This is a genomic window from Paraclostridium sp. MRS3W1 (assembly GCF_032465715.1).
Classification (GTDB): Bacteria; Bacillota; Clostridia; order Peptostreptococcales; family Peptostreptococcaceae; genus Paraclostridium; species Paraclostridium dentum.
This window is the reverse complement of the sequence record NZ_JAWDJM010000107.1, coordinates 1-23,332: the sequence shown is the minus strand read 5'-3', so window position 1 is coordinate 23,332 and position 23,332 is coordinate 1. Positions and strand designations below refer to the sequence as shown.

Annotated in this window: 23 protein-coding genes and 1 other annotated feature; of the genes, 3 read left to right on the top strand and 20 right to left on the bottom strand. The window is 28.3% G+C overall.

Annotated elements, in window-relative coordinates; translation table 11 throughout:
• Positions 1-8: 8 nt before the first annotated feature.
• The 8 genes from RWY47_RS08775 to RWY47_RS08745 all read right to left on the bottom strand — a co-directional run bounded on the left by RWY47_RS08775 (position 9) and on the right by RWY47_RS08745 (position 6,663).
• Positions 9-209, bottom strand: coding sequence for a cold-shock protein (locus tag RWY47_RS08775; protein WP_021431086.1), 201 nt, complete (start codon positions 207-209; stop codon positions 9-11).
• Positions 210-336: 127 nt separating this feature from the next.
• A complete protein-coding gene (locus tag RWY47_RS08770; RefSeq protein WP_035118491.1) occupies positions 337-612 on the bottom strand; it encodes a hypothetical protein in 276 nt (91 codons plus the stop codon).
• 104 nt (positions 613-716) lie between these two features.
• Positions 717-1,811 (bottom strand): ComEC/Rec2 family competence protein, encoded by a 1,095-nt coding sequence (locus RWY47_RS08765; protein WP_224170196.1) that lies wholly within the window; start codon positions 1,809-1,811, stop codon positions 717-719.
• Positions 1,812-1,953: 142 nt separating this feature from the next.
• Positions 1,954-2,259 (bottom strand): DUF2752 domain-containing protein, encoded by a 306-nt coding sequence (locus RWY47_RS18170; protein WP_206622178.1) that lies wholly within the window; start codon positions 2,257-2,259, stop codon positions 1,954-1,956.
• Positions 2,237-2,860 carry a TM2 domain-containing protein gene (locus tag RWY47_RS08760; RefSeq protein ID WP_150842999.1) on the bottom strand — a complete coding sequence of 208 codons (624 nt, stop codon included), beginning with the start codon at positions 2,858-2,860 and terminating at the stop codon, positions 2,237-2,239. The genes RWY47_RS18170 and RWY47_RS08760 overlap by 23 nt, the downstream gene beginning before the upstream one ends.
• Before the next feature lie 85 nt (positions 2,861-2,945).
• The gene (locus RWY47_RS08755; protein ID WP_168932242.1) at positions 2,946-4,928 is read right to left on the bottom strand and encodes an elongation factor G; all 1,983 of its coding nucleotides are present in this window, start codon (positions 4,926-4,928) and stop codon (positions 2,946-2,948) included.
• 95 nt (positions 4,929-5,023) lie between these two features.
• Positions 5,024-5,194 carry a hypothetical protein gene (locus tag RWY47_RS08750; RefSeq protein ID WP_021431092.1) on the bottom strand — a complete coding sequence of 57 codons (171 nt, stop codon included), beginning with the start codon at positions 5,192-5,194 and terminating at the stop codon, positions 5,024-5,026.
• A gap of 131 nt (positions 5,195-5,325) precedes the next feature.
• Complete coding sequence (locus RWY47_RS08745; protein ID WP_168932241.1) at positions 5,326-6,663, bottom strand: DUF389 domain-containing protein; 1,338 nt, start codon at positions 6,661-6,663, stop codon at positions 5,326-5,328.
• Between the two features lie 165 nt (positions 6,664-6,828).
• Here RWY47_RS08745 and RWY47_RS08740 point away from each other — a divergent pair, with 165 nt between their 5' ends.
• On the top strand, positions 6,829-7,104 hold the full coding sequence (locus RWY47_RS08740) for a hypothetical protein (protein ID WP_035118483.1): 276 nt from the start codon (positions 6,829-6,831) through the stop codon (positions 7,102-7,104).
• A gap of 55 nt (positions 7,105-7,159) precedes the next feature.
• Here RWY47_RS08740 and RWY47_RS08735 read toward each other — a convergent pair whose 3' ends face one another.
• The 7 genes from RWY47_RS08735 to RWY47_RS08705 form a co-directional block, all read right to left on the bottom strand.
• Complete coding sequence (locus tag RWY47_RS08735; RefSeq protein WP_021431094.1) at positions 7,160-8,002, bottom strand: DegV family protein; 843 nt, start codon at positions 8,000-8,002, stop codon at positions 7,160-7,162.
• Between the two features lie 201 nt (positions 8,003-8,203).
• Positions 8,204-9,409: a tyrosine--tRNA ligase gene (gene tyrS / locus RWY47_RS08730; protein ID WP_168932240.1), complete on the bottom strand. Its 1,206-nt coding sequence runs from the start codon at positions 9,407-9,409 to the stop codon at positions 8,204-8,206.
• Between the two features lie 97 nt (positions 9,410-9,506).
• Positions 9,507-9,767 (bottom strand) — a binding site (T-box leader).
• A gap of 103 nt (positions 9,768-9,870) precedes the next feature.
• Positions 9,871-9,996 carry a hypothetical protein gene (locus RWY47_RS08725; RefSeq protein ID WP_316030292.1) on the bottom strand — a complete coding sequence of 42 codons (126 nt, stop codon included), beginning with the start codon at positions 9,994-9,996 and terminating at the stop codon, positions 9,871-9,873.
• 1 nt (position 9,997) lies between these two features.
• Positions 9,998-10,321, bottom strand: a complete 324-nt coding sequence (locus RWY47_RS08720; protein WP_142730662.1) for a heavy metal-binding domain-containing protein — start codon at positions 10,319-10,321, stop codon at positions 9,998-10,000.
• Positions 10,322-10,469: 148 nt separating this feature from the next.
• The gene (locus RWY47_RS08715; protein ID WP_150843004.1) at positions 10,470-11,999 is read right to left on the bottom strand and encodes a glycine betaine uptake BCCT transporter; all 1,530 of its coding nucleotides are present in this window, start codon (positions 11,997-11,999) and stop codon (positions 10,470-10,472) included.
• Between the two features lie 38 nt (positions 12,000-12,037).
• Positions 12,038-13,345: a betaine reductase selenoprotein B gene (grdH, locus tag RWY47_RS08710; RefSeq protein ID WP_150843005.1), complete on the bottom strand. Its 1,308-nt coding sequence runs from the start codon at positions 13,343-13,345 to the stop codon at positions 12,038-12,040.
• Between the two features lie 17 nt (positions 13,346-13,362).
• Positions 13,363-14,688: a glycine/sarcosine/betaine reductase component B subunit gene (locus tag RWY47_RS08705; RefSeq protein WP_150843006.1), complete on the bottom strand. Its 1,326-nt coding sequence runs from the start codon at positions 14,686-14,688 to the stop codon at positions 13,363-13,365.
• 173 nt (positions 14,689-14,861) lie between these two features.
• Here RWY47_RS08705 and RWY47_RS08700 point away from each other — a divergent pair, with 173 nt between their 5' ends.
• On the top strand, positions 14,862-15,167 hold the full coding sequence (locus RWY47_RS08700) for a PucR family transcriptional regulator ligand-binding domain-containing protein (RefSeq protein WP_021431102.1): 306 nt from the start codon (positions 14,862-14,864) through the stop codon (positions 15,165-15,167).
• Positions 15,168-15,224: 57 nt separating this feature from the next.
• Positions 15,225-16,007: a PucR family transcriptional regulator gene (locus RWY47_RS08695; RefSeq protein WP_168932239.1), complete on the top strand. Its 783-nt coding sequence runs from the start codon at positions 15,225-15,227 to the stop codon at positions 16,005-16,007.
• Between the two features lie 44 nt (positions 16,008-16,051).
• Here RWY47_RS08695 and RWY47_RS08690 read toward each other — a convergent pair whose 3' ends face one another.
• The 5 genes from RWY47_RS08690 to cdr form a co-directional block, all read right to left on the bottom strand.
• Positions 16,052-17,626, bottom strand: coding sequence for an AbgT family transporter (locus RWY47_RS08690; RefSeq protein ID WP_021431104.1), 1,575 nt, complete (start codon positions 17,624-17,626; stop codon positions 16,052-16,054).
• Between the two features lie 236 nt (positions 17,627-17,862).
• Positions 17,863-18,678, bottom strand: coding sequence for an Mrp/NBP35 family ATP-binding protein (locus RWY47_RS08685; RefSeq protein WP_168932238.1), 816 nt, complete (start codon positions 18,676-18,678; stop codon positions 17,863-17,865).
• A gap of 164 nt (positions 18,679-18,842) precedes the next feature.
• Positions 18,843-19,613 carry a DUF3226 domain-containing protein gene (locus RWY47_RS08680; protein WP_150843008.1) on the bottom strand — a complete coding sequence of 257 codons (771 nt, stop codon included), beginning with the start codon at positions 19,611-19,613 and terminating at the stop codon, positions 18,843-18,845.
• Positions 19,613-20,650 (bottom strand): AAA family ATPase, encoded by a 1,038-nt coding sequence (locus RWY47_RS08675; protein ID WP_150843009.1) that lies wholly within the window; start codon positions 20,648-20,650, stop codon positions 19,613-19,615. The genes RWY47_RS08680 and RWY47_RS08675 overlap by 1 nt, the downstream gene beginning before the upstream one ends.
• A 150-nt stretch (positions 20,651-20,800) precedes the next feature.
• A complete protein-coding gene (cdr, locus tag RWY47_RS08670) occupies positions 20,801-23,290 on the bottom strand; it encodes a CoA-disulfide reductase (RefSeq protein ID WP_224170195.1) in 2,490 nt (829 codons plus the stop codon).
• Positions 23,291-23,332 lie beyond the last annotated feature (42 nt).

Genomic DNA, 23,332 nt, shown 5'->3' with positions numbered 1-23,332 from the left:
ATCTATAATTATAATATAGTTATGTTTTCTGCTTGAGGACCTCTAGCACCTTCAACTATATTAAAGCTTACTTTTTGACCTTCTTCTAAAGTTTTGAATCCGTCTCTTTGTATAGCTGAGAAATGAGCGAATACATCATCTCCACCTTCTACAGATATAAATCCAAATCCTTTTTCACTATTAAACCATTTTACTATTCCATTAGTCATTGAAATGTTCTCCTAAATACCTACATGAAGTTTTTAACTCCATTTATTTAAATCAGTAATTCTTTAATCACTGTACTACTTATTATATCACTTATTTTAAAAATGTATACACTTTTTTAAAATTTTTTTAATTTCTATAATTTAAAAGTTTTATATTTATACTATCTGATATACATTGATCTTCTCCTATATTGTCAAAGAACTCTTGTATATCCTCATATTCTGTATCTTCATTAATAACTAATTTATACTCACTATCATCTTCAAATCCAAAAACTATAGCATTACTTTCTTCACAAAACCATAAAAGATCTTCTGTTATATGACAAAGACCTATAAAATCAACTTTGTGAGCTTCTCCTTGTTGTCTAAATTCAAATTTTAATTCTGTTATATCAATCATATTTCCTCCTGATGCTAGCCCTAGCGTCTAAATATATATTTAATTTTTTTCTTAATATAATATATCAATAATAACTAAATACTTCAATTATTATTTCATATTAATTAGTGACAAGAATCACATGGATCAAGTTTTCCCGACTCTTTTATCGTTCCTGAAAGTATGTTTTTGCTTCTACTCAAGTTTTTACATTTATTAGTTGTGTGATATGACTTCCCATTTGGTGTCCAATATACTTTTTCTTCTTTTAAATTACTGCTATTTATATTTCCTGGGTTATTATTTGAGTCCCCCTTATCACTTCCACTTTTATAACTACCTTTTGAACAATCAAATTTCAATCCATCTCCAGTAGATATAACAACTATATTCCCACACTCATCACTTCTATGTACTTCAATATTTTCTTGTTTTAACTTCTCCATAGTTTCTTTATGTGGATGTCCATATTTATTATCCTTACCTACCATTATAACTGCATATTCTGGTGATATCTTATCTAAAAAAGTTTTACTTGTGCTGCTATGAGAACCGTGATGCCCCACTTTTAACAAATCTACATCTTCAGTATTTATTTTTGATTCTATTTCAGATTCTGCATCTCCCATTAATAATATTTTATCATTTCCGTTTATATATTCAAGAACTATAGAATTGTTATTTGGATCGTCTGTATTTGCAACTGATAAAACTTTAAACTTTGACGTTCCTAAATCAAACTCGCTATTTAATAAAGGTACACTAGGATATAGTCCTTTGTTTGCAATAGCTTCTATAAAATCCCTATATGTTTTTGTATTTGCATCTCCATTACTTACATAAACATTTTTTACTGGTATTGAGTTTATAACTGCATCAAGTCCTCCAATATGATCTGCATGAGGATGTGTAGCAAATACATATTCAAGTTCTTTTATTCCTGATTTTTTCAGATATTCTACAACTCTTCCTTCATCATCATTATCTCCACCATCTATAAGTGCTGATTCGTCTCCTTGTTTTATAAGTATAGCATCACTATTTCCAGTATCTATAAAGTGTATTTCCGATTGTGATTTATTATTTGATTCATAAGACTTTACCTGTGTTTCATTTTTAACTTCCTTTAAATTCTCACTTTGACACCCTGATGTAAATATAATTGCAATAAATAAAATAATAAATATTGTTATTTTTTGTGTTTTTTTATATCTTTTCATACGTTCTCCTTTTTTATAAGTTTAACTGTATAATATTGTAACATATGGGTTCAATTTAACAATACAAATTCAACTCACCTAAATTTAGTATATCTTTTAATAAATCACATAAAAAAAGCATGTAGTTATTAACTACATGCTTTTATTTTCTATTTAAATTTTTAAATTCACACTTTAATATATTCAATATATCTTTTAAAATTAAATATATTGGGATAATAACCAGTATAATCATATAATTATAATTTATAGCTTTTTTTATATTTAATCTTGATAAATTAAAAAAAGCTCTAGTAATTCCACATCCAAAACATTTTAATTCAAATAAATTATACCATAAACAAAAACTTCTACCTTCTATATAACTAATTGGAATTAAGTATATTATTGTAATTATAAAAATGTATACTAAAAGTCTAATTCTTTTACCATTGAAGTGGTTCGCCATTCTCATCTGTTATTTTATCTATTATTATAAAAATCAAATCCACAATTACCCAAATCCCACTAATTATAGTAGTTATTCCACACGTTACAATCCCGCCTAAAGTTAATGCTAGTAAAATAAATCCTTCAGTGTTATCTCCTACATAGAACCTGTGTATTCCCATAGTTCCAAATAATATACATAAAATTACAGCCATTAATTTACTCTTTGTTCCTTTTGAATTAACCATAGAAAATCTGTTTTTAAGTTCTACTCCACAGTGAACACATATGTCTGCCTTTTCATCAGTTTCTTTCCCACATGCATAACAATATGAATTTCCTCCACCCCTTTTTACTCCACATTTAGTGCAAATAGATGACTCACAATCCATTTCATTTGCACAGTTTCTACAATATATTTTTCGATTAGTACAATCCTTAATTTTAGGTATATAAGGCTTATTCAATTCATTTCCACAACTTATACAAAACTTTGAATCTTCATTTACTTCATTTCCACAAAATTTACAAAATTTATTTCCTTTACCTATAGAAACTCCACAATCTACACATATACTAGCATTTTCTTTTAGTTCATTTCCACAGTTCTTACAATACAATAATAATCCCCCCTAATATTTAAGCTTTAAAACTTCTATATTATATTGATTACTATCATATTATATTCTTGTAAAAAAATCTTTTTTATAGACAATGCATAAATTCTTTCGCATCTTTTCCTTTTATAGTATAGCTTTCTCCCTTTGAACAAAATATAGAATTCGACGTATATTCAATATCACTATCTTTATCATATCCTTTATTGGAAATTACCTCACTTTTATTATGGCATACATCATACCCATCAAATATAAATACAATACTTCCACTACCTTTGCTAAAACTAATGATTTCTAGCGGATAATCTATTAACGTGGCAACAGGTCCTCTACCTTCTATTATACAAATGTCTTCATTTATTATAGGGTTATCAAACTCTCCATTCATTTTTTGTATATCTGAAATTACTCTACCTATATATTCATAGCCTATTTCTATTTTAAATTTATAAAAAGGTTCTAGTATTTCATTTTCAACTTGCTCTAAACCTTGTCTTAATGCTCTTAAAGTAGCTTGTCTAAAGTCACCTCCACTAGTGTGTTTGTTATGAGCTCTTCCATTGATTAATGTGACTTCAATATCTGTTACAGGGTATCCACATAAAATTCCACTATGTTCTTTTTCAAATATATGAGTTTTAACTAAGTTTTGATGTCCTTGAGTTAAATTATCTGTATGTGCAATGCTTTTAAATTTAATTCCACTGTTTCTCACAACAGGTTCTATGCATAAGTGTACTTCAGCATAATGACCTAACGGCTCGAAATGCCCATATCCTATTGTTCTTTCTTTTACAGTTTCTTTATATAATATTTCACTTTTTCCAAAATCAATATTTAAACCAAATCTACTTTTTAAAATTTCCTTTAGAACCTCTAATTGAATTTTACCCATTATATTTACTTGTATTTCTTTTAAATTTTCATTCCATACTATATTCAAAGAAGGTTCTTCATTCTGTAAAATTTGAAAAATACTCAAAACTTCTTTTACATTTAAACTTTTATCAAATATAACTTTTGAAGTTAATGTAGGTACCATATCTAATTCACAATCGGCTTCATAAAAATTACTTGAAAAATTTTTATACAAAACAGCTCCTGTATTTGCCTCGCTTAAACCCTCAATTCCAAAAATTTGACCTGCTTCAACTTCATTAATGCTTTCAAACTTATTAGAATTATATATTCTAATGCTATTAATTTTTTCAGTATGTATATCATCACCTACAATATATGAAATTTCATCTTTTACTTTCATTTTACCTCTAATAGCTTTTACATACGTTATTCTATTTCTATTCTCATCATACTTTACTTTATAAACTTTCCCTATAAAATCTTCATCATTTTTGTATTCCGTATAAGTTAATAAATCAAGCTTTTCTAAAAACTCATGTATTCCTATATCATGAAGGGCAGAACCTCTCAATATAGGGTATATCTCACACTTTTTTATTTTTTCTTTCAACTTATATATCCATATTTTTTCATCATAATCATTATTTAAATATCTTTCAATTAGTTCTTCATCACTTTCAGCTATAAATTCAATTAACTCTTCACTTAATGTTATATTGCTTCCATCTATATTTAATTTATCGCTTAAATCCACAGTATTTTCAGTTAGTTTTGATTTAATATCACTTAATAAAAGTTCTGCATCAATACCACTTCTATCAATTTTATTTATAAATAAAAAAGTAGGAACTCTATGTTTTTTTAATAACCTAAATACAGTTTTAGTGTGTACTTGAACTTTTTCTACAGCACTTATTATTACAACTGCATAATCCATTATCCTTATAGATCTTTCCATCTCTGGAGAAAAATCTATATGACCTGGAGTATCTATCAAATTATAACTTGATCCATTATAATAAAATTTGCCTTGTTCAGAAAATATAGTTATACCTCTTTGTTTTTCTATTTCATGATTATCTAAAAAAGTGTTTTTATCATCCACTCTTCCTCTATTTTTAATTGATTTTGTGTGATATAAAACTTGCTCACAAAATGTAGTTTTCCCTGCATCTACATGAGCTAGTACGCCTATAGTTTTTTTCATTTATTCCTCCTAAGAACAATAATTTTTATATTAAAGTAAAAAAGACTCTTCAAAAATATTTTTATAACTATTTTGAAGTAGCCTTTTTAAATAAATTATTTTATTTTTGATGAAATACATTTACCTCCGCATTCTAAACAAATACAATCAGGTTCTTTATTCTGTGTAATTTGTATAGATACAGATCTACATTTATCACATTTTAATTTATAAACGCTACCACTTTTTAAAAGTGGATCAACTAAGCTTTCTTGATTTTCACTCATTTTGCCCCAACTCCCAAAATATATTTTACTTTTCTAACTATAGCATATTTCTATATATCTCTCTATAATAAAACAAACATATATTTTAAAAATCATCTATAATTAGTATTTATTGCTTGTTATTGTTAAAATTATCTATTAATTTCATTATCTGTTTTTGCATCCTCTTGATTACGTTGTTCTACATAGACTTTTACATTCTGTTGACCTGTTCTTGCTTCAAACCATTTTTCAATATTATCTATTTTATTTGAAAAATTTTCATCACTACTATATATTACCAAGGTAGGAATCTCTTTAGATTTATCCGTTTCACCAATTAAATAACCTGAATATACTTCATTTATTTGAGGATATATAGCCTTTAACTCTTTTGAAATTTCACTTGTACCCATTTCAGATTCCTTAATTTGTTTTTCTACTTCATTTTTACTTTTAGACTGATTGTCTATTATAAAATCACTACTTTTGTTTTTAATTTCATTTATGTATTTGTCAATATCTGAAATTTTACTTTCATCTTGTTGTACAACTAATTTTTTATCTTCAAATCCATAATCACTTAAACTTTGTTGTAATTCTTTTAAATGATTATTAGAGATTCTTTCCCCTACTACAACTAATGTAATTGTATCATTTTTTTCACTTATTTTTTTACTTACAACATATTGATTTCCTAATTCTTCTCTTATAAATTTATCTAAATTACTTTCATCTAGAGTTTCTTTTATCATACTAACTGCAGAAAACATACTTGGAATTATAACAATTATAGATGCTATGATTATAAATTTTTTAACTTTTCTTTCTTTTATATTGCATATGTTTATTCTTGTTGGAATATTTAATGCTTTCGTAACTATTACAGTTGCTATTGTTATAAAAAATCCATTTATAAAAAATAAATACCCAGCTCCAAAAAACATTCCATATTGTTTTGTCGCTAGTCCATATCCAGCTGTACAAAGTGGAGGCATAAGCGCAGTTGCTATTGCAACTCCAGGTATAACATTACTTGCCTTATTACGAGTTATACCTATCATCCCTGCTATTCCACCTACAAAAGCTATTATAACATCCCAAATAGTAGGACTAGTCCTTGATAATATTTCACTTCCGGCTGTTGTTATTGGCGTAATTGAAAAATAAAGTGTAGATGTTACTATACTTATTACAATTGAAATTATTAAAATTTTGAAAGCTTCTCTTAAAAGCTTCACATTATATGTACCTACACCATACCCTATTCCTATAATTGAACCCATTAGTGGAGAGATTAACATTGCCCCTATAATAACTGCAGTAGCATTCATATTCAGCCCAACAGATGCTATTATTATTGCACAAATTAAAATTATAAAATTTGCTCCATGCACATTCATTCCCTCTAATATATTTTCATGTATTTCTTCATGAGTAGCTTGATTTCTTGTAAATTCATATATGAATTTTTCTTTATTTATTTTCATTGACTTGCCTCCTACAAAGTATATATATAATTATGTCACTTAACCTCGTTTTTAATTTACTACAATAGGAAAATTTATACAAGTTTATGACTTAATGTTGTAATTTTTAGTAAATAGTTATATAAATCAAAAACCTTGTTAATACTAGTAGTCGGAGGTAATTTTATGGAAGAATTTATGAATTTTTTAGATAGTAATTTATACCTTAATGGTTTTAAAATGATTCAACTAAGTAGCAATAAAATTCTTATATTTAAATCTTTTAGTAAATATTCTAAATGCATTTATATAGATATTATCGACGATATAATACAAGTAAAAATAGATAAAATTTTTGATGTCTATGGATTTTATAATGGAATTGAACGTTTAATGATTCCTAGAAATTCTTTTAACGATATGAAAAGTTCATTAAACTATATTCAAAAAAATTGCAGATGAAAAAGACCTCTAAATTAAGAGGTCTTTTTCTTTATTATTATAATATTATAATTCCTTATTTTAAACATGCTATTCCTAAAACGCTAGGTCCTGAATGACAAGAAACACAAGCTCCTATTCTGAAAGGATATACATTTCTTGGCTCTAACTCTTCTTTTACTTTTTCCATAAATTTCTTATGTTCGTTTACATCATCACCATATCCAACATAGACATCTTTGTCTGAAAAATCTTCACCAATTTCTGATCTAAGTTGTTCTATCAATGAAGGTATTATTTTCTTACTACCTCTTACTTGAGTCTTTTGCTTAACTAAACCATCTTCTATTTTTAATATTGGTTTTATATTAAGTAAAGTTCCTATAGCAGCTTTAGTTCCTGATATTCTTCCACCTTTTTGTAGGTAGTCTAATGAATCAACAGAGAAAAATACATTTACCTTTTCCTTTTCTTCTTCTAATTTATTCATTATTTGTTCTATATCGTATCCTTCAGTTGCCATTTTAGCAGCTTCACCTATTAAAATTCCGCCGCCTATAGAAAGTCCATATGTATCAAATATATAAACCTCTCCCTCAATATCATTTTTAGCTATCATAGCTGATTGATATGTTCCAGATGCAGCAGATGAACCCGCTAAGTATAAAACTTGCTTACCTTCATTTATGTACTTTTCAAAAGTTTCTTTAAATGTAGCATATGTAATTTGAGATGTAGATGGTATATTCTCACTACTTCTTAGTAATTTGTAAAATTCATCTTCACCTATGTCTACTCCTGCTTTATACTCTTTTCCTTCAAATATTATAGTTGTTGGCAGTACCTCTATATCGTATGTTTTCATTATATTCTCTGGTACATCATTCATTGTATCACATAGTATTTTTATATTACTCATTATATAAACTCCCTTTGTAAAAAGTAACTTAATTTCATTCTAAAATAATTATACATGTATATGAGTTTAATATCAAACTTTATTAATGTTTTAATATGTATTATTTTTAACTATTAACTTACTAAGTTAATGTAAATTATAAAGAAACTTCTAGACTTTTGATTTAAAAAAGTCTAGAAGTTTAAATAAATATTTAAATTATTATTTTAAGCATATTTTAATAAATTTTTTCTTTCCTACTTGAACTATCATAGTATCATTTATGTTTACATTCTTTATATCATCTAGTTTTTCATTATTAACTTTAACCCCACCTTGTGTTATAAGTCTTCTAACTTCGCTTTTGCTGCTTACTAATTTATTTTTAACTAACTCATTGATTAAATCAAAGTCAGATTTTAATACATCTACAGTTTTTATATCATTAGGTATTTGGCCTTTTTGAAAAACTTCTTTAAATCTATTTTCAGCCTCAATAGCTTTTTCTTCTTCATGGTATAGTTTAACTATTTCTTTAGCTAGGTTCATTTTTATATCTCTAGGATTTACTCTATTTTCTTCTAGGTCTAACTTAATCTTATCTACTATATCAGGATGAATGTCTGTTACTAATTCAAAGTATTTTATTATAAGTTCATCAGGTATAGTCATAGCTTTTTCATACATTATATTAGCTTGTTCATCTATTCCAATGTAATTTCCTAAACTTTTACTCATTTTATCTTTACCATCTAATCCTTCAAGTAGTGGCATAAATATAGTTACTTGAGGTTCTTGATTAAATTCTTTTTGTAATGATCTTCCCATTAATACATTAAATCTTTGATCAGTTCCTCCTAATTCTATATCTGCTTTTATCTCAACTGAGTCAAATCCTTGCATTAGAGGGTAGAAAAATTCATGTAGAGATATTGGAGTTTGACTTTCATATCTTTTTTTAAAGTCTTCTCTTTCAAGCATTCTAGCTACTGTAGTAGTAGCGGCTAAACTTATAGCTTCCTCAAAACTTAACTTTGATAACCACTTACTATTAAAAACAATTTCTGTTTTTTCTTTATCTAGCACTTTTAAAATTTGTTCTTCATACGTCTTAGCATTTTCTAATACTTGTTCTGTACTAAGAGCCTTTCTAGCCTTAGATTTTCCTGTAGGATCTCCTATTTTACCTGTAAAATCTCCTATAATTATAATTACTTTATGACCTAGGTCCTGTAACTGTTTCATCTTTCTCAGTACAACAGTGTGTCCTAAGTGTATATCCGGTGCACTAGGGTCTAATCCTAGTTTAACCACCATAGGTTTATTTTCTTTTTGAGATTTTTCTAATTTATTTTTAAGGTCTTCTATTCCTATTATTTCATCTACACCTTTAGATATTATTCTTATTTGTTCATCTATACTTTTCATAATTAATCCTCCTTAAAATTTTATATAAATTAATTTTTAAGGATGGGAGCTTAAATATTATACGGCGCCAATACAATAAAAAAACTCCCGTCCTTATAAAAAGGACGAGAGTATTACTCACGTGTTACCACCTTAATTCATCATTATCTCGCAATAATGATCTCTTCAAGTACGCCAACTTATTGGGATACTCTAGCACTATAACGTGTGCAAAATCCGGCAACTGCCTACTGGTTGTTATCTTTCGGAGTGCAGCTCAGAGATGTATTCAAGCTAAATTATCTTTTGCCCCTCTCACCAACCGGGTACTCTCTGTAAAGATTACATTAACCTTACTCTTTCTCGTCAAAGCTTTTTTTATAATTGCTTATTTTTATAATATGACTTTTTAATATATTTTGTCAATACTTTTTAAAAATATTCATAATTATTTAAATTTATAAATTTAATAATCATCATACTTATCCCAGTCTTCTTCTTGTTTCTCTTTTTTTTCTTTCTATAACCTTTAAGATAAGTAATATTATACTTCCAACTATGATAGCTACATATGCACATATAACTATCATTCCTATAAAATATAACAATTTATTTTTCTTCCTCTATAACTACAGCAGTTCCATAAGCTAGCATCTCTGCTGCTCCTTGCATAACTGCTGCTGATGTTAATCTAAATCCTATTATAGCATTAGCTCCTTTGTTTTCTGCATCTTCAACCATTCTTCCTATAGCTACTTTTCTAGCTTCTTCTAGCATTTCATCGTATCCTTTTAGCTCTCCACCAACTAATTGCTTAAAACTTGCTCCAATATCTTTTCCTATATGTTTTGCCCTTATTGTACTACCTTTAACTAACCCAACAACTTCTACTATTTTTTTCCCTGGTATATTTTCAATTGTTAAGATTTGCATGTTAATACCTCCTTTTAGTTATTCCTAACTTACTATATATTATATTTTTTACTTCATACATTAATTCTAGCATATTGTGGGAAATTAAGTATTTATAATGTTTTTTAATAAAACAGAGCTACTCCATTTCGAAGTAGCTCTAATCTATTTATTTGCTAATTTCCTTTTCTTCTTTTTCATTTAGATTTTCTTTTCTGAGTTCTTTAACTAAGGCAATGCATGCTAATATCATTATAAATATAAATGGAAACGCCGCAATCAGAGATGAAGTCTGAAGTGCATTTAGACCTCCCGTTAACAAAAGTACTACAGCTAAAAAAGATTGTAATAAGCCTAACATTATTTTTTTTCTGTTACTTGGATTTAAATCTCCCTGTGATGTAAACATTCCTAAAACAAATGTAGCTGAATTTGCTGATGTTATAAAAAATGTAATTAGAAGTATTATTGTTATAATAGATATTATAAACCCAAAATTATAATTACTAAGTACTGAAAAAAATGCAGTAGATACATCGGATGCTATATTTTCAATTGCCGTAAGTTCTAACCCTTTTCCAAAAGATAGATTAATTCCTAGGTTCCCAAATATTGCAAAGAATATAAAAGATGCAATTGCTGGAGCTCCCATAACCCCTACTATAAATTCTCTTATAGTTCTTCCCTTTGAAATTCTAGCTATAAATGTCCCTACAAAAGGAGCCCAAGCTATCCACCATGCCCAGTAAAATACCGTCCATTTATTTGTCCAAGTATTGTCAGAATATGCTCCTATTGCTAAACTATCTGATAATATATTTTGAGCATAGCTTCCTAGTGAATTTGTAAAACTATTTATTATTTCTAATGTAGGCCCTACTAAAAAAGCTGCAGCAGTTACTATAAGCGCTAGTATTAAATTTAAATCGGATACTTTCTTTATTCCTTTATCTACTCCCGATACAGCTGTAGCTATAAATACAAAAGTTGTTATAACAATTATAATGATTTGAGTAATAGCGTTATTAGGCACATTAAACAAATAACTAAGTCCACTATTTATTTGCATAGTTCCAAGTCCTAGAGATGTGGCTATCCCTGCTATAGTTGCAAATACAGCAAGAACATCTATTGTTATTCCTATCCATCCATTTATCTTTTTTCCTATTACAGGTTCTAATATTGAACTTATCAACCCTGATTTTCCTTTCCTAAATTGAAAGTACGCAAGAGACAATCCAATTATACTGTACCCTGCCCAAGGGTGTATCCCCCAGTGAAGAAATGATGATTTAATGGCAAAGTCCGCAGCTTCTGTGCTTCCAGGGACTATGTTACCTTTTGGTGAAACAAAATGAGATAATGGTTCTGCTACTCCCCAAAATATTAGACCAATACCCATCCCAGCTCCAAATAACATGGCAAACCATGATGAAGTTGAATACTCCGGTTTAGAATCATCTGGCCCTAATTTTATATTTCCATATTTGCTTAAAGCTAACCATATTGCAAATATTACAAACAATAGCATTGATATTAAATATAGCCATCCAAACTTACTTGTCAAAAAACTTAATGCTGCATCTGCTGCCTTTGAAAAACTTTTACTCGATATCACTGCCCATAAACACATAGGTAATACTATCAATAACGAAATATAAAATACTCTATTATCCTCTTTTTTGACTGTATTTTTCATATTTATCCTCCTAATTTTTAGTTTTACATTGATAAATATTAATTTTTAAATACAGTTTGTTCTTCTATATCTGTAGTTAACGCTTTTAATGCTGTCCCTACCATCTTATATCTTATTTTAAATTGTTCAGCTTTAGATTTTGAAGGATCTCCAAGAGGGTATGGTATTGATATTGTAGGTACTATTCTATTAGATCCTACAGTTTTTGCAACAGGTATTAAATTGCACATTTGGACAATTGGAAAACCTACTTTTTCAAATTCTTTTACCATCGTTGCTCCACAACGAGTACAAGTACCTCATGTAGAAACCATTATGATAGCATCAACTTTAGCTTCTTGTAGATAAGGAATTATTTCATTTGCCATCTTTGCAGCTTCTGCTTGAGTAGTCCCAGTCCCAACTGTTGAATAAAAGTATTCATGCAATTTACCTATTACGCCTTCCTTTTCATAAGTTTTAAGAGCATCTATAGGTGTTATTACATCTGGATCATCATCAGCTACAGCTGGATCAAATCCTGCATGTATTGTTTTATAAACGCCACTTTTCAAATCATCAGTGCTTGATATATCATATCTTCCCCATCTAGTAGCTGATGCTGATTGTATTTTATCTGGATTATCAACAGGCACTATTCCACCCGTATTTACTAATGCTATTGTTGCTTTACTTAATTCTTTAATAGCTGGAGCTATTGCTACTTTATCTATTTTAGGTATAGGTAGCTCTGTTTCATAACTTTCATTATTTAATTTCTTTATAATCATTTCAACAGCTCTATCAGCTGCCATTTTTTCATCTTCAATCCAAACTTGATGTCTATTTCCTCTTCCGAAATAACCTTCTGTTTGTGAATCTAATATAGTTTGATTTCTTAATATTTTGTTAGATATCTTTGCCATATTAGCTAAATCATGTCTCATTTTACCAGCACTATTTCCGCCCTTTAAAATGTACATATATTTTTTAAACATATCAACCCCTGGATTTTCTTCATGCATTGAAGTAACTACAGGTTTATTTAGTTTCTCTTTTACCGCTTTACATATTTGTCCACATGCAACTCCATATCTTCCTGCTTGAAATGCTGGCCCAGCTATGAATATATCAAAGTCTTTATCTTTTAAAAGTTCAATTATAACTGCTACTGCTTCATCTGTATTGGATCCCATAAAGTTATCCCCACATATTATAGTATGAGTAACAATAGTATCTTCTAATAGTTTCTCCATCTGAATTGAAGGCCCTATAACCCCTTCTTTTATTTGTGGTTTAAAATCAGCTTTGTCTTCTCCTCCTATTTGCCCGAAAAATTGATTTAGGTATACTATAGCCTTTTTCATATTTTTACCCCCTATTTTTAGAATTCCTTCATTGTTTTAGTTGACCAGCCTAACACTTGGTCTCCACAGAACATAGCATTGTTTTCCATTATAATCGATCCATCCTCTCTTACTGAAGGACCTAGTATTTCATCATCACTCCATCCTCCTGACAATCCATCTCTTGATAATGACTCTAACTCTCCTATAACTTTTTCCATCGGAGGTAAATCGATAAGTTCAGAAACATTTCCACAAGATACTATTGCATCTAGCTTTTCATCTAATGTAACTAAAGGTTGTGAGTTTCCATCTCTTCCCGTGCATTCATTCGTAAGTCCAACTACTTTTACTCCAACATCTTCTAGTGCAACTATACAACCTACAAAATCAGCGTCTGGATTTCCATATCCTTCTTCTGCAACTATTGCTCCATCTGCGCCTAATGTCTTAGCAATTTGCGCTACATATATAGCAGATCGTTCCTTTTGCTCTAATGATACATTTAAGTTAGATAATATAACCCCTAAAAAGTTCAAGCTTTTTCCATGTTCTTTATATAATCTTTTTATTACTGGTGCATTTTGTATATCATAAGTGGACCATTTTGATGAACATGGCATAAAGCTTCCTGATACTACAGCTCCATCTAATATTTCATTCGGATGCATTAATGTTGGCACCAAATGATTTGTGTTCCATCCATAAGTCAAATCATTATATCCATCTTCTTCCATTTGAGATTGTAATTGCATAACAAACACTACACTAGGAAGTCCATTAACTTTTTCACTTCTTTTTGTAATTCCCTCAAGTTCATAAACTTCTACTTCTTCAGGCTCTAATTCTTGTACACACTTTGCTATATATTCAGCTAACTTATGACCTGCAACTCTTAAAGCATCATTTTTCTTTTGCTGCTCATTTTTTTCAAAATCTTCATTTGTGTCAGCAACTAATACTATATTTTTAATTTTAGAGAAGTAAGTATACTTTGCACCTTTTCCTCCCATATCTATTAATCCATCTTGAAATCCTCCCCAATGTTTGCCTACAACTAGTACACTACAATCTTTTAAAGCATGTGTTTTGCCATGACCGCAATTTTCTAAATCACCTGTAAAGCCTGGGAATAATGCTCTATTATCTACTTTAACTCTAGGTTCTATTGCTTCTTTTACAGGACATAATCTTATCATTTCTCCAGGGTTTACAATATGTAAATCCGCATCTGTTATTCTTTCATCTTCTTTAATAAAGTTTAAGAGTTCCTCTTTATTTAATCTTAAAATACCATTTTCATAACTTGTCTCATTGCTAAATTCTATACTTTTTACATAAAAGTTACCTATTTCCAATTTCACAATTATTCCCCCTTCTGATTTATTACTTTGATTAAATGATAATATATTTTTAACAATCTTAGTTTGTAAAATTTATAATAATACATTTGAATTTTTTGTATTTTTCACAATTTTAACAAATATTTTAAAATTTCTGTTAAAATATTATTAAATATAGTATTGGGGGTATTTCAGTGGGTATATCAGTTAGAGATGCGTTAAAGCTCGATATTTTTAAAGATAGCAAAGTAATAGCTGGCCATAAAGGTTTAGATAGAATTATCAATAGAGTATCTGTTTTTGATTGTCCTATAGAAGTTAATAGGGATAAATTAGTCTTGAAAGAAGGTGATTTTTTTATAAGTAATTTTTTCCCATTTAAAGATGATGAAGATTATGCTTTATATGCGTTAAAATTTATAGATTCATGTGGATGTGCTTGTTTTTGCATAACAAATGAATATTTAAACAGTTTTACACAAAAACTAATAGAAGTTTGAAATGATATTAATTTTCCTATAGTTACTATAGACTATACTACTTCCTATGGTGATGTAATGAATGAAATTATGTCACTTATATTAGAAAAACAAAAAAACATTATACTAGAAATGAGAATATCTTCACTACTAGAAAGCAATTTATCTAATAGTGATATCCACAATACATTAAAATCTATAAATTATTCTTTTTTAAAATATGTAACTGCCATATACTGTTATTCAGAAAATATAAATGATATCTGGAATAAAAATTTAATAGATTTGTTATCAAAAAATAAGGCAACTACATGTTTACCATTTAAGAATGGTTTATTGCTATTAATAACTTACAATAGCATATCCAAATCCGAATTAAACAAAATGTTAGATTTTTATATTAATCATATAAAATATAATATTAATGATTCTATAATAGGAATTAGTGATAATTACATACCTATAACATCCTGTAAAAATGCAATAAATCAAGCATTAATTTCTTCTAGTTCTTACTCAATATCTAACGAAAAAATAATTAAATATAATTCACTAGGTATATATTCATTGCTTATGTGCTGTAAAGACTTAGATGAGGCTAAAGAACTATATTCCAATATAATGAAACCTATTTTAGACTATGATAAAGCAAATAAATCCTTCCTTTTAGAAACTCTAATAAGCTTCGTCAACCATGATGGCGATTATAAAAAAGTTTCTAGTGAATTATTTCAGCATGAAAATACAATTCGATACAGAATTTTAAAAGTTAAATCAATATTAAATCTAGATAAATCAAATATTGAGTTTTATGAAAAAATTTCAATAGGTGTGAAACTTCATAGGATATATAATATATAAAAAAGAGCTGTTTCATAAATGAAACAGCTCTTTTTATATTTAATTTAAAATCCTACCGGTATTCCTAAACTCATCCATACTACAAATAGTAATGTCCAAGCTATTAAGAATGTCATAGAATATGGTAACATCAACGATATAACCGTACCAATTCCCGTATCTTTCTTATATGCTTGCATAAATACTATAACCATTGCAAAGTAACTCATAAGTGGAGATATTATATTTGTAGAACTATCCGCTATTCTATATGCAGTTTGAACTACATCTGCACCTATTCCAAGTTTTAAAAACATTGGTATAAATACAGGAGCCATTATAGCCCACTTAGCTGATGCAGATCCCATAAACAGATTTATAAATCCTGTTATTATTATAAATCCAACAAGTAATGGTATTGAACCTATATTTATAGACTGTAAGAACTCTGCTCCTCTTACAGCAATTATAGTTCCTAAATTTGTATATTCAAAGTATTTTATAAATTGAGCTGCAACGAATGCTAAACATAAGTATCCACCCATTGAGCTCATTGCTTTACTCATATGTGCTGCAACTTCTTTTTCATTTTTTACAGTTTTAGCAATTTTACCGTAAACCACTGATGGTACAAAGAACAATAATGCTATTATTGGTATTAGACCATTCATTAAAGTTGAGTGATCAACTATAGAATCTAGGAAACTTGCTTTATCTAGGTTTCTTAAAAATGAATTAGGCATTGCAACAAGAATAACTAACCCAATTACCATAAATAATAAAGTAAAGTTTGCAGCTTTCATTGCTTTAGCTTCTTCAGGTTTTATAGTTTGTAAGTCACTAGCTCTTGACATTCCAGCTGAATCTTTTGCCATTTTAGAATCATATTTACCTAATTTAGGTTCTATAATTTTTGTAGTTATTATAGTCCCTAATATTGTTATTAAAAATGTAGATGCTACCATAAAGAAGTAATTCGCAGTTGCACTTATACTAACTGTAGGATCCAGTATGTGTGCTGCCTCATTTGTTATTCCTGCAAGCATAGGATCTACTGTCCCAATTAATAAGTTTGCACTAAATCCTCCTGAAACTCCAGCAAATGCTGCTGCTATTCCTGCAAGCGGATGCCTTCCATAAGCCATAAAAACTAAAGCTCCAAGTGGAATTAATATAACATATCCTGCATCTGACGCCATATTTGACATTATTCCTAAGAAAACCATAGTTGGAACTATTAATTTTGATGGTGTTACACTAACTATTTTTTTAAGTAATGTTCCTATATACCCTGAACTTTCAGCTAGTCCTATTCCTAACATTCCAACTAAAACAACTCCAAGTGGTGCAAATGAAGTGAAGTTTGTTACAGCATTTTCTAACATGTATTTAAAACCTTCACCATTTAATAAACTAACTGCTGTTATAGTTTGTTTCTCTACTTCCATTGTTTCTCTATTTATAAGTTCGGCTGTTACACTTAACCCCATACTAGCTGCTATTGCAGATATAATAGCGATTGCAACACAAAGCATTGCAAATAAAGTAACTGGATGTGGTAATTTATTACCTATGTACTCTATCCCATCTAGAGACTTCATCAAAAAACTCTTTTTTTCTTTAACTGCTGATTTACTCATATTACGCCCCCTTTATTTTTTTATGTATTATTCTTTTTTTATAATAGTATCACATTGTTATATTAAAAACAATATAATTTTCCAAATATTCATTATTTTTACAATATTTTATTTTTCAAAAACAAATTATCTCATTTTTATACATTTTTAAATTTCTAAAATATCAAAATTTAAATATAATTTTAAATAGCATAAAAAAACGACCTTTAAACAAGGTCGCTTTTTTTATTTATATTCTATTTTATATTTTCTACTATTCCAGTTAGTATATTGTTTAACTCGTCACTTATATCATCAACACCATTGTGTGTTATATTAACAATTTCCTTAGTCATTGGAAGTTCTCCTAAAAGTTTTAAGTTCATTTCTTTTAAGAATTCTTCTGTTTCTTCTCCATCAAATAACTTTATCTTTTTATCACAATCTGGACATTGAATATAACTCATATTTTCAACAACACCTAATACTTTTATATTAAGCATCTTAGCCATATTTACAGCTTTTGCCACTATCATAGATATCATATCTTGAGGAACCGAAACCATAACAACTCCATTTAAAGGTATGTTTTGCATTACTGTAAGTGGAACATCTCCTGTCCCTGGAGGCATATCTATTAATAGATAATCTAGTTCTTCCCACATTACATCTTTATAAAACTGTTTTACTGTGTTACTAATTATAGGTCCTTTCCATACTATAGCTTGATTTTCTTCTCCAACCATAAAGTTTATCGACATTGCCTTTATGTTATCTTTAGTTACTATAGGATATATATCTTTTCCATTTGGTGAAGTTGCTCTTTCATCTTGAACTCCCATAAGTCTTGGAATACTTGGACCTGTTATATCTGCATCTAATATACCAACCTTATATCCCATTTTATTTAATTTTTTTGCAATAAGAGCTGTTACAGTAGATTTTCCAACTCCACCTTTTCCACTCATTACGCCTATTATATTTTTTATTTTATTATTAGGATTATTTTCTATTGTACAAGTTTCTTGCTTATTACAATTTCCTTTAGATGGACATGAATTACAATTTCCCATTTACGTTACCTCTCTTTTCTTTTGTCTACTTTATTAATTATAGTAAAATATGTATAAAATCATACACATTAAAGATCTTAATTTAATTATAAATCAAACTATTCTCAATTAATATATACCCCACATAAAAATAATAAATCATAAATAAAAAAAATTATTATATTTTAAAAATTTATTATATTCACAATAAATTCATAAAACTTTCTAATATCTTCACTATATTTAATACTCTCTTCACTTATCCAATCATCACGTCTTATTGAACTTTGATTTGCACTTCCTGGCTGAAAAACATTAGCTATACATCCTACCCTTACTTTATTTTCACTAGAAATGCTCCAATTATATTTATGTTTTTCATCTATATTTTTAATATAATCATTGACTTGTTCTATAAGGTCCTTATAAACTATACATGCACCATCTAGTAATAAATTCTCTAAAGTTCCTTTACTTTCATTGTCAGGAAAGAAATAATTATATAAATTAATTTTTTCTCCTTTTATATTTATTTCTTCATCTAAAAAATCTTGTTTACATATAATCATGTCTTTTTTCTTATCTTTAAATTTTTCATTAAAGGTTTCTTTAGCTATCTTTTGATCTGCATCAAAAATTGCACATATACTCTTTATCTGGTTTAACTCAGATTTGCTCATATTACTAATATATAAATCAATTTCTTTTATAAGTCTTCCTTCTCCATTTGTACAAATAATTACAATTATAACTTTCTGATTTGTAAAATATGATGGGATCGGTACATATCTTTCAATTCTATCTTTAACAAAAGGGTATGTTCTAGGTATTTTCCTTTTCCATATTTCAGGTAGATTATCTATACTTCTAATTTCTTTAAAACCATTCAGATCTAGAATCTTAGCTACACAGTTAGCATCATGAACTCCTTCTACGAAAAATAAAATATTTTTCATCATCTCACATCCTGACCTAATATAGTTCTTATATCTTTTAGTTTACTACCTGAAAATCTAGTTGTGTACGCATAATCATTTATAGATTCTATTCTAAAACAAGCTAAATCATCTATCTTATTTTCTATTCCATCAATCATTGAGTCAATGACTTCTAAACTATGAGTAGTACAAATAAGCTGAACCTTATATTCTATACATGCTTTTACAAACCAATCAAAAACTTCTTTTATCATATCTTTGTATATAGCAGTCTCTATTTCGTCTATAAGTAATATACCACCTTTTGAACTAATTATAGCTGATGCTAATGTTATTACTTTTTTTACTCCATCTCCAAAGCTAGATAATGGCATTAGTTTAAACTTTTTGTGATTTACATATATGGCTGACGTATTCATGTACTCATTTGGTAAAACTTCAAACCCTATTATATTTTCATCAAACTTTCTAAGTAATTCAATTATCTTATCTTTGTCTCCATCTTTTATAATTTCTATAGTTGTATTTAATGAATTTTCTTTAAAATGGTCATAGGGTGTTATGTATACCATTTTTATAGTCCTATAACTTCCACTAAATCTTAATTTTTTATTTTCTTGAATATATATTTCTTTATTAACTAATTGTTGGTTATTCTGCTTAAGACTTACTACCCCTTCAAAAACCTTACTTTCAAAGTTTCTCTCCATATCATTGAAGTCAATTACATCACTTAAGTTCCCTTGTATTTTAAATTCATGTTCACATTGATTTATAATTGAATCAATATGTATACTCCTATTTTCATTTTGACCTTTAGGAAACATCTCTAAAAAGAGTTCAAATTTAGATACATTATTACTGTCTCTTTTAGCCGCATTGACTATCATATTTCTTACACTATCTGGATTCTCTAACAGTGATATAGCTTCTAAAATAGAAGTTTTACCACTATTGTTATCCCCAACAATTATATTTATTGTAAGTAAATTTTCTAATTCTAAGTCTTTTACGCCTCTGAAATTCTTAATATTTAAGTAACTTAAATAATTCATTTAACCACATCTCTCTTTTTATATAATCTAATAAATTATATAAATTTACATTACTTAATATAACTTAAATACATAGTTTCTAAATTTTAAATATTAAATAACAAAATTAAAGGGAGTAATTTAAATCACTCCCTTTTTATTATTATTAAATTATATAAATAAGTTTAATCCAGAATCTTCAGCTGCTCCTAAGTATGCTGCAACTCCACCTAAATCTACCCCATCTATAAGTTCCTCTTTTTTAATTCCCATTAAATCCATACTCATAGAACAAGCAACTAGTTTAACACCCATATTTATAGCATTATTTATTAATGTATCGATATCATCAACATTATGCTTTTTCATTATTTCATTTATCATTTTTGGCCCCATTCCGCCCATATTCATTTTTGATAAAGGAAGTTTATTTGTATTGCTTGGTAACATCATATCAAACATTTTTTCCATAGTATCTTTTTGAACTTTTACTTTTTCTTTTCTCTTTAATACATTAAGTCCCCAGAATGTGAAAAACATTGTAACTTCTTTACCCATTGATGCTGCACCTGTAGCTATTATAAATGATGCTATAGCCTTATCTAAATCTCCACTAAATACTACCATTGTTGCCCCATCTTTTCCAACTTGATTAGTTAAAGAGCATGAAGCTTTTGCATTAACAGGATTTTCTCCTTTTTGTATATATGCTACATAAGCTTTTTTATCTTTATTAAACTCAGCTTTTAATAATGCGTTTCCTGTTGTTTCACACCATGCTTTTATATCTTTGCTAAAAGCAACATCACTTGCTTTTACTTCTATTATATCTCCGCTTTCCATCTTTGAAACTTCTTCAAAAACTCTTCTTATTGGCCCTGGGCATTGAAGTCCACAAGCATCTAATTTAATATTTGCTTTTATATTATCATTCATAACTGCAACCTCTTCATTTATTAACTGATTATTTTCATTAAATTCAACATTATTTTTTTGATTTTCAACAGCTTTTTTAGCTCTTTTTATAGACGAGTAAGTCTTAATTCCACCATCTATATTAAAACATTTATATCCTCTTTGTGTTAATATTCTACAAGCAATATATCCTCTTAATCCAACTTGACAAGTAACATAAATATTTTTATCCTTTGGTATTTCATCTATTCTTTTTCTTAATGATCCAAGAGGTATATTAATAGAACCTTCAATCATTCCTGTTGCTAACTCAAACTCATCCCTTACATCTAAAACTATATCTCCTCTATCTAAAACTTCGTCAACCTCATGATACTGTATAGTTTTTATATCTCCTTCTATGATATTTGATGCATAATATCCTAGCATATTAACAGGATCTTTAGCTGAGTTATATGGCGGTGCATAACATGGTTCTACATCTTGTAAGTCAAATACAGTTAAATTAGCCTTTATTGCAGTAGCTAAAACATCTATACGTTTTTCTACACCTTCAATACCAACACCTTGTGCTCCATATATTTTACCTGTTTTTTTATCAAATATCATTTTATAAGCTATAGGAAATGCCCCTGGATAATATCCAGCACTTGAGTTTGGATGAATATGCACAACTTCATAATCTATTCCTAGTCTCTTCAATATTTTTTCATTATTTCCAGTTGTAGCTACTGTATAATCAAATATTTTTGCTACAGATGATCCTAATGTTCCTTTATATTTAATGTTTTTCCCACATATGTTGTCAGCAACTAATCTTCCCTGTCTGTTAGCTGGCCACGCTAATGGTATCATTGTAGGTTTTTTGTTTATAAAGTCTAGAATTTCTACAGCATCTCCTAATGCATATATATTCTCATCTGAAGTTTTCATATATTCATCAACAACTATAGCGCCTCTTTCATTTAGTTTTAATCCTGCATCTTTAGCTATTGATGTTTCAGGTCTAACTCCTATAGATAAAATTATTAAATCTGTTTCTATTTCTTTGCCACTGTTTAATGCTACTATTCTACCATTGTTTTTAAACTCTTTTACTCCATCATCTAAAATTAAATTTATACCATGATCTATTAAATGTTCGTGTATAGTGCTTACCATTTCTACATCAAGAGGAGCCATAACTTGAGAACTAGCTTCAACTAGCGTTACATATATGCCTCTTTCAACCAAGTTTTCAGCCATTTCTATCCCAATAAATCCTCCACCTATTACAACAGCCTTTTTAGTAGTATCTTTATCTACATAAGCCTTTATTTTATCTGTATCAGGTATATTTCTTAATGTAAATAAATTATTACAATCATTTATTCCACTTATAGGAGGTTTTATCGGACTTGCCCCTGGGGATAAAACCAATACATCATAACTTTCATCATATGTTTCTCCTGTTTTATGATTTTTAACATTTACTTTTTTATTTTCTTTATCTATTTCAATAACTTCACTTAAATTTCTTATATCCATATTAAATTTATCACTCATAGCTTCAACAGTTTGAACTATAAGTTTTTCTCTTTCTGTTATAACCTCGCCTATATAATATGGAAGTCCACAGTTTGCAAAAGATATATATTCACCTTTTTCAAACATAATTATTTCAAAATCTTCTTCTAATCTTCTAAGCCTTGCAGCTGTTGATGCCCCACCTGCAACTCCACCTACTACTATAACCTTTTTAGACATATTAAAATCTCCTTTTTATTTTATATTCACCAATGTATATAT

Bases quoted from the DNA above. Each gene is read 5' to 3' on its own strand.
- RWY47_RS08680 (WP_150843008.1), bottom strand. From the start codon at position 19,613: ATGAAAAATATTTTATTTTTCGTAGAAGGAGTTCATGATGCTAACTGT.
- RWY47_RS08755 (WP_168932242.1), bottom strand. From the start codon at position 4,928: ATGAAAAAAACTATAGGCGTACTAGCTCATGTAGATGCAGGGAAAACT.
- RWY47_RS08775 (WP_021431086.1), bottom strand. From the start codon at position 209: ATGACTAATGGAATAGTAAAATGGTTTAATAGTGAAAAAGGATTTGGA.
- RWY47_RS18170 (WP_206622178.1), bottom strand. From the start codon at position 2,259: ATGGCGAACCACTTCAATGGTAAAAGAATTAGACTTTTAGTATACATT.
- RWY47_RS08735 (WP_021431094.1), bottom strand. From the start codon at position 8,002: ATGAGTAATATAAAAATACTATGTGATACAATGAATGATGTACCAGAG.
- cdr (WP_224170195.1), bottom strand. From the start codon at position 23,290: ATGTCTAAAAAGGTTATAGTAGTAGGTGGAGTTGCAGGTGGGGCATCA.
- RWY47_RS08745 (WP_168932241.1), bottom strand. From the start codon at position 6,663: ATGAAAATAAATAAAGAAAAATTCATATATGAATTTACAAGAAATCAA.
- RWY47_RS08715 (WP_150843004.1), bottom strand. From the start codon at position 11,999: ATGAAAAATACAGTCAAAAAAGAGGATAATAGAGTATTTTATATTTCG.
- RWY47_RS08765 (WP_224170196.1), bottom strand. From the start codon at position 1,811: ATGAAAAGATATAAAAAAACACAAAAAATAACAATATTTATTATTTTA.
- RWY47_RS08685 (WP_168932238.1), bottom strand. From the start codon at position 18,678: ATGGGAAATTGTAATTCATGTCCATCTAAAGGAAATTGTAATAAGCAA.
- RWY47_RS08720 (WP_142730662.1), bottom strand. From the start codon at position 10,321: ATGCAAATCTTAACAATTGAAAATATACCAGGGAAAAAAATAGTAGAA.
- RWY47_RS08690 (WP_021431104.1), bottom strand. From the start codon at position 17,626: ATGAGTAAATCAGCAGTTAAAGAAAAAAAGAGTTTTTTGATGAAGTCT.
- RWY47_RS08770 (WP_035118491.1), bottom strand. From the start codon at position 612: ATGATTGATATAACAGAATTAAAATTTGAATTTAGACAACAAGGAGAA.
- RWY47_RS08740 (WP_035118483.1), top strand. From the start codon at position 6,829: ATGGAAGAATTTATGAATTTTTTAGATAGTAATTTATACCTTAATGGT.
- tyrS (WP_168932240.1), bottom strand. From the start codon at position 9,409: ATGAAAAGTATAGATGAACAAATAAGAATAATATCTAAAGGTGTAGAT.
- RWY47_RS08675 (WP_150843009.1), bottom strand. From the start codon at position 20,650: ATGAATTATTTAAGTTACTTAAATATTAAGAATTTCAGAGGCGTAAAA.
- RWY47_RS08695 (WP_168932239.1), top strand. From the start codon at position 15,225: ATGAATGAAATTATGTCACTTATATTAGAAAAACAAAAAAACATTATA.
- RWY47_RS08750 (WP_021431092.1), bottom strand. From the start codon at position 5,194: ATGAGTGAAAATCAAGAAAGCTTAGTTGATCCACTTTTAAAAAGTGGT.